Annotated in this window: 4 protein-coding genes and 1 rRNA gene; all 5 read left to right on the forward strand. The window is 41.7% G+C overall.

The window, feature by feature from the left end; genetic code table 11:
- Positions 1 to 16: 16 nt before the first annotated feature.
- Positions 17 to 1201, forward strand: a complete 1185-nt coding sequence (locus tag LPKJCM_RS10175) for a glycosyltransferase family 4 protein (protein ID WP_057963344.1) — start codon at positions 17 to 19, stop codon at positions 1199 to 1201.
- A gap of 20 nt (positions 1202 to 1221) precedes the next feature.
- Positions 1222 to 2244, forward strand: a complete 1023-nt coding sequence (locus tag LPKJCM_RS10180) for a glycosyltransferase family 4 protein (protein WP_057963345.1) — start codon at positions 1222 to 1224, stop codon at positions 2242 to 2244.
- A gap of 2 nt (positions 2245 to 2246) precedes the next feature.
- Positions 2247 to 3278 (forward strand): lysylphosphatidylglycerol synthase transmembrane domain-containing protein, encoded by a 1032-nt coding sequence (locus tag LPKJCM_RS10185; protein WP_057963346.1) that lies wholly within the window; start codon positions 2247 to 2249, stop codon positions 3276 to 3278.
- A 30-nt stretch (positions 3279 to 3308) separates the two neighbouring features.
- Positions 3309 to 5372: an LTA synthase family protein gene (locus LPKJCM_RS10190; protein WP_057963347.1), complete on the forward strand. Its 2064-nt coding sequence runs from the start codon at positions 3309 to 3311 to the stop codon at positions 5370 to 5372.
- 416 nt (positions 5373 to 5788) lie between these two features.
- Positions 5789 to 6108 (forward strand): 16S ribosomal RNA (locus LPKJCM_RS10195); the annotation flags it as partial.

Below are 6108 nucleotides of genomic sequence, written 5' to 3' on the forward strand. Positions count from 1 at the left end.
GAAAGGGGTGTCAGCCGTGAATATTGGCATTTTTACGGATACATATTTTCCGCAGGTCAGCGGTGTTGCGACCTCAATTAAGACCCTTAAAAATGAGCTGGAACGACAGGGAAATCAAGTCTATATTTTTACGACGACTGATCCACACGTCGATAAAGATACCTACGAGCAAAACATTTTCCGCTTCTCAAGTATTCCCTTCATTTCATTTACCGACCGGCGGATTGCGGTTCGTGGCCTGTTCCAAGCCTATGAAATTGCTAAGGAATTGAACCTGGATATCGTTCATACTCAAACAGAATTTTCAATGGGAATGATCGGCAAATTTGTCGCTAAAAATCTCAACATTCCTTGTGTGCACACGTATCACACGATGTATGAAGACTATCTGCATTACGTTGCTAACGGTAAACTCCTTAAACCCGTTCATGTTAAAGAGGGAACATTGGCCTTTTGCTACCATTTGTCAGGTGTGATTGCGCCCAGCGATCGCGTGTTGGACAAACTGACAGATTACGGCGTTAAAAGTGAAATTCGAATCATTCCAACGGGCATTGACGTGGATATGTATGCTGAGAAAATTAAGACTGATATTCGTCAGCAATATCATATTTCTCCAACGACACCGTTGATGCTTTCCGTTAGTCGCTTAGCATACGAAAAAAACATCTCAGAAGTCATTGATTATCTGCCCAAAATTTTGGCTGAGGTTCCGACTGCGGTCTTAATGATTGTCGGAGATGGCCCCGCCAAGGATGATTTAATGAGTCAAGTACACGCATTACAGCTCGATAAACATGTTATTTTTACTGGTGAAGTTGCCAATGATCACGTTAATGCATTTTATCGTGCGTGTGATGTGTTTGTTTCCACATCCAAATCTGAATCCCAAGGGTTGACTTACATTGAAGCAATGGCGGCTGGACTGCCAGTGGTCGTTTCTGCGAGTGATTACACCAATGGCTTGCTAAGTTCGGAAACCCTTGGTCAGACATTTGATCAAGACGATGAGTTTGTTGGAATCGTGGCCCGTTATTTAAAGCATGAGGTTGACACGCGGACACCTAAAGCTAAGCAGATTCTTAAAAAGAAGTTATCTGCGATTTCCGCAGAAACCTTTGGCAAACGGGTGATCAACTTTTATCATTCAGTAGCGGTGGCACAAGAATTACAAGATAATGCCACGACTAATATCGATTAAAGATTTTGTAAGGAGTTTGTATGTTAAGGATTAATATGTTTTCAACCGCGGATAAGGTTAAGGGTCAAGGTGTCGGCAGTGCCTATTTGGAACTGGTGAGAATGCTTAAGGACCACTTTCCTAATGATTTTAAGATCACGATTAATAGCTATGCACATGCGGATATTACCCATTACCATACAATCAACCCCAGTTTCTATCTTTCGACGTTTTCGAAGCGCAGAGGGCGAAAAATCGGCTATGTTCACTTCCTCCCGGAAACCTTGGAAGGCAGTATTAAGATTCCCCAGCCGTTTAAGGCGATCTTCTATAAATATGTGATCGCCTTTTATAAGCGGATGGATCACATTGTGGTCGTCAACCCATCGTTTATTTCCAAACTAGAACGTTATGGCATTAAAAGGGAACGGATTACCTATATTCCTAATTTTGTCAGTAAAGCAGAATTCTATGACGTTGATGACCAACGCAAGCGGGCACTGAGAACCAAGCGCGGATATGATCCAACCCGATTTACAATTTTAGGCAGCGGCCAAATCCAGACGCGCAAAGGGGTCCTTGATTTCGTGAAGCTTGCTAAGCAAAACCCGAGTATTCAATTTATTTGGACGGGTGGTTTTTCGTTTGGAAAAATCACTGAGGGTTATGCGGAATTGGAAAAAATCGTCAAGGATCCTCCCAGTAATTTGTCATTTCCTGGAATCATTGACCGGACTAAAATGGTTGAGTATTATAACATGGCGGATTTATTTCTTTTACCGTCGTACAATGAGTTGTTCCCGATGTCCGTTCTTGAGGCTTTTTCAACTAATACGCCAGTGATGCTCCGGGATCTTGATTTATATAAATCCATTATCAACGGGTACTATCTTCCGGCCACTGATGAAAGGCAGATGAACGAGCAGGTGCATCAACTACTGTTGAATCCTGACAAATTGGCAGAACTGCAGCATCAGACTCGGATTGCCAGTGAACGTTATTCTGAAGATCATCTTGCCAAAGTTTGGTATGATTTTTATAATCAACAATCTAAGGAAGGTTAATAATGTCTCGAAATAATAAAATTACCCTCTTTGCGATGGTGATAATTGGAATAGCAATTATTGCGTATTCTTTGAGGGACGTTAAACTAAGTGTGTTAATCCATGACTTATTCACCTTGAACCCCTTGTGGATCTTGGTTGCCTTTCTTTGCATTTGTGCCTATCTGCTGATTGAGGGAGTGATTACGAAAGTCTTGGTGTCCAATCGGGTTGAACATTTTACTTTTAAGGATGCTTTGCGGGTTCCATTGGTTGAACAGCTATTTAATGGGATTACCCCATTTTCATCAGGTGGCCAGCCTGGACAACTGATTGTCATGCTGCAGACCGGAATTGACGGTGGGCGGGCAAGTTCAGCCTTACTGATGAAGTTTGTGGTTTATCAAGGGATGATCGTGATCAACTTCTTCATTAGTCTGGTCATTGGATTTCACTACGTTGCCAGCAAGCTGCATTTCTTGGCACTGTTTGTCCTGTTTGGCTTTTTAATTCATCTATTTGTCATTGTTGGTTTACTGCTGATCATGTATTGGCCGTCATTTACAAAGAAGCTTGCCAAACTACTTTTTCATCCTGTCAAATGGTTCATCAAGGATGAGCGATTCTATTCAATGCGGGAAACGATGTATGCCAAAATTGATAATTTATTTGAAGAAAGTGTCCGGATCGGCCGTCAGCAGAAGCTTCTACTCAAAATTGTTGTTCTGACATTTTTCCAACTTCTTTTTTATTACCTCATTCCATATTTCATTATGCTGTCGCTGGGGTACACTGCTGTTAACGTGATTATGGTCACTAGTCTACACATCATGATCGTGATGATCATCTCATTATTCCCAATTCCGGGTGGCTCCGGTGGCGCAGAGTTCAGTTTTGAATCACTGTTTCATAGCTTTATCTCAAGCAACAGCAAATTGGTGTTGGCAATGATTATTTGGAGAATTTTAACGTATTACTTTGGAATGGCTGCTGGGGCCGGCGCTTTATTAGTCAAACCAGATAAAGTTGATGATCCCGATAACCGCATTAAATAGCGGAAAAGGGAAACATTTGGAGGAACAGGCATGTTAACGGATAAGAAATATCGTTTTTCAAATCTTTTAAACACGAGGATCGGCTTTTTCTTGCTGGTTGTCATTTTGTTTTGTATCAAGACTTATATTGCGTACCAAACTAAATTTACGTTGGGTGTCAAAGGCGGTATGCAGGAGTTTTTGCTGGCAGTGAACCCTATTCCGGCAGCGCTGTTAACACTGGGAATTGCGCTTTATTTCAGTGGCCGCCTTTCATATTGGCTGATGATGATCATCGACACTTTGGAGAGTGTCTGGATTTTTGCCAACATTCTGTATTATCGTGAGTTTTCTGATTTCCTTTCATTGGGAGTCATCAAGGGATCCGGCAACGTTCAAAATAACTTAGGCAAGAGTCTGGTTGAGATCCTTCATTTTAGTGACTTTTTTGTTTTCCTGGATATTATTATTTTAGTTGCCTTGCTGGCGTTTCATGTGATTCGGATTGATGCCACACCATTTAAAAAACGGTACGCCTTCTTGGTGACGATGGTTTCTTTCCTGTTGATGGGCGGTGAGTACGGCCTGGCCAGTACGGATCGTTCTGGCTTACTAACTAGAACTTTTGATAATAATTATATTGTTAAATACTTAGGGCTAAACGAGTATGCAGCTTTCAATGTGTACCAAACCCAAAAAGAATCGGCTACCCGATCCAAGGCAAAGGCCAGTGATATGGATAGTATCCTCAAATACTTAGATCACAGTCGGGCCAAGGCTAATCCGACTTATTTTGGCAAGGCTAAAGGAAAGAATGTTTTCATTATTCATCTTGAAAGTTTCCAGCAGTTTTTAATTGACTATAAAGTTGATGGCAGGGAAGTTACGCCACATTTGAATGCGTTTTTCCATAATAAGAATACGATCGGATTTGACAACTTCTTTCACCAAGTTGCCCAAGGAAAGACTTCTGATGCCGAAATGATGCTGGAAAACTCCCTGTATGGCCTACCTCAGGGATCGGCTATGGTGACGTATGGTGCTCAGAATACTTACCAGGCGGCACCCGCTATTTTGGATCAACGAGGATATACAACGGCTGCATTCCATGGAGATGTTCCCAGCTTTTGGAATCGGGATAGCACCTACAAGTCATGGGGATATGATTACTTCTTCAGCTCCCAATACTACAAGACTAAGCCATCTTATAGTGTCGGCTACGGCTTGAAGGATAAAATATTCTTTAGGGATGCTTCCAATTACATTCAGCAGCTCCCACAGCCGTTCTATGCCAAACTAATTACCCTGACCAACCATTATCCTTATCTACTGGACAAGCAGAACACAGACTTCCCCGCTACTAAGACAGGGGATAAAACGGTTGATCCGTATGTTCAAACGGCTCATTATTTGGACCAGGCGTTCGCCGAGTTTATGAATTACCTTAAACGAACTGGCTTATTGAAAGACAGTATGATCGTTGTGTACGGTGATCATTATGGTATTTCTAATAACCATCGACCAGCAATCGCTCAGTTGCTTCATAAGAAGTCGATTAACAACTATGATTTGGCACAGTTCCAGAAGGTGCCATTCATGATCCATGCTCCAGGACTCAAGGGTGGGGTTGATCATTCGTATGGTGGTGAAATTGATGTTTTGCCAACTATTTTGCATTTGTTGGGAGACAAGAATAACAATACGATCCAGTTCGGAACTGATTTACTGTCCAAACAGCATGATCAACGGGTCGCATTTCGGGATGGTGATTTTGTCACACCGAAATATACCAAGGTTGGTAGTGACGTTTATTTGACCAAGACCGGAAAACAGATTACGCCTAATGCAGTCCAGAAGCGGCAGTTGGCAAGTATTCAAAATCATGTGACAACAGAACTGTCATTGTCGGATCGTGTTATTTGGGGCGATTTGTTGAGATTTTACACACCAAAAGGGTTCCAAAAAGTGAATCGCAAAGACTTCACCTATCAATATACAAAGGCGCTTGATAATTTGAAGCAGGCACAAAAGAAGGAACCAACCAGTATTGAAGCAAAGAACCACAGCAAATCAACCATGAACTTATATAAGACTGACGCGCCAGAATTAAAATAGAATTTGTGTGCTAAAGCGAAGCAGAGATGCTTCGCTTTTAATTTGGTTTCAAGGACTTGGAACGCCTCAAGCAATTGTTGGATTAATTTGAAATTGGTTCTTGACGAATCGCAGATAATCAGATATATTTATAGATGCTGATTTGTAAGGGACGCACGACAAAACGTGTTAATCAAAAAAAGTTTTTGTTGACTCTCATCAATCAGCGTGGTACATTTAAATAGTTGTCGCGAGAGATGTTCATCGCTTAAGACAATCAAGTAGACCTTTGAAAACTGAACAAAATTTTCGACAAACAAATGTGCAGGGCGTTTCAATTTTTCGGAATTGAAACCAAACATTTGCGAAGTCAATTCGTAAAACAAATAATAAATTTTAAATCATGAGCTATCACAGGCTTATCATTTTAGACACTTTAAGATGAGAGTTTGATCCTGGCTCAGGACGAACGCTGGCGGCGTGCCTAATACATGCAAGTCGAACGCGTCTTGGCCAATGATTTCAGGTGCTTGCACTTGAAAGATTTGCCATTGAGACGAGTGGCGAACTGGTGAGTAACACGTGGGTAACCTGCCCTTGAAGTATGGGATAACACTTGGAAACAGGTGCTAATACCGTATAACAACCAAAACCACCTGGTTTTGGTTTAAAAGACGGCTTCGGCTGTCACTTTAGGATGGACCCGCGGCGTATTAGCTTGTTGGTAAGGTAACGGCCTACCAAGGCAATGATACGT

The sequence above is a fragment of the Lentilactobacillus parakefiri genome (genome assembly GCF_002157585.1).
GTDB classification, from domain to species: domain Bacteria; phylum Bacillota; class Bacilli; order Lactobacillales; family Lactobacillaceae; genus Lentilactobacillus; species Lentilactobacillus parakefiri.

Bases quoted from the DNA above. Each gene is read 5' to 3' on its own strand.
- LPKJCM_RS10185 (WP_057963346.1), top strand. From the start codon at position 2,247: ATGTCTCGAAATAATAAAATTACCCTCTTTGCGATGGTGATAATTGGA.
- LPKJCM_RS10190 (WP_057963347.1), top strand. From the start codon at position 3,309: ATGTTAACGGATAAGAAATATCGTTTTTCAAATCTTTTAAACACGAGG.
- LPKJCM_RS10180 (WP_057963345.1), top strand. From the start codon at position 1,222: ATGTTAAGGATTAATATGTTTTCAACCGCGGATAAGGTTAAGGGTCAA.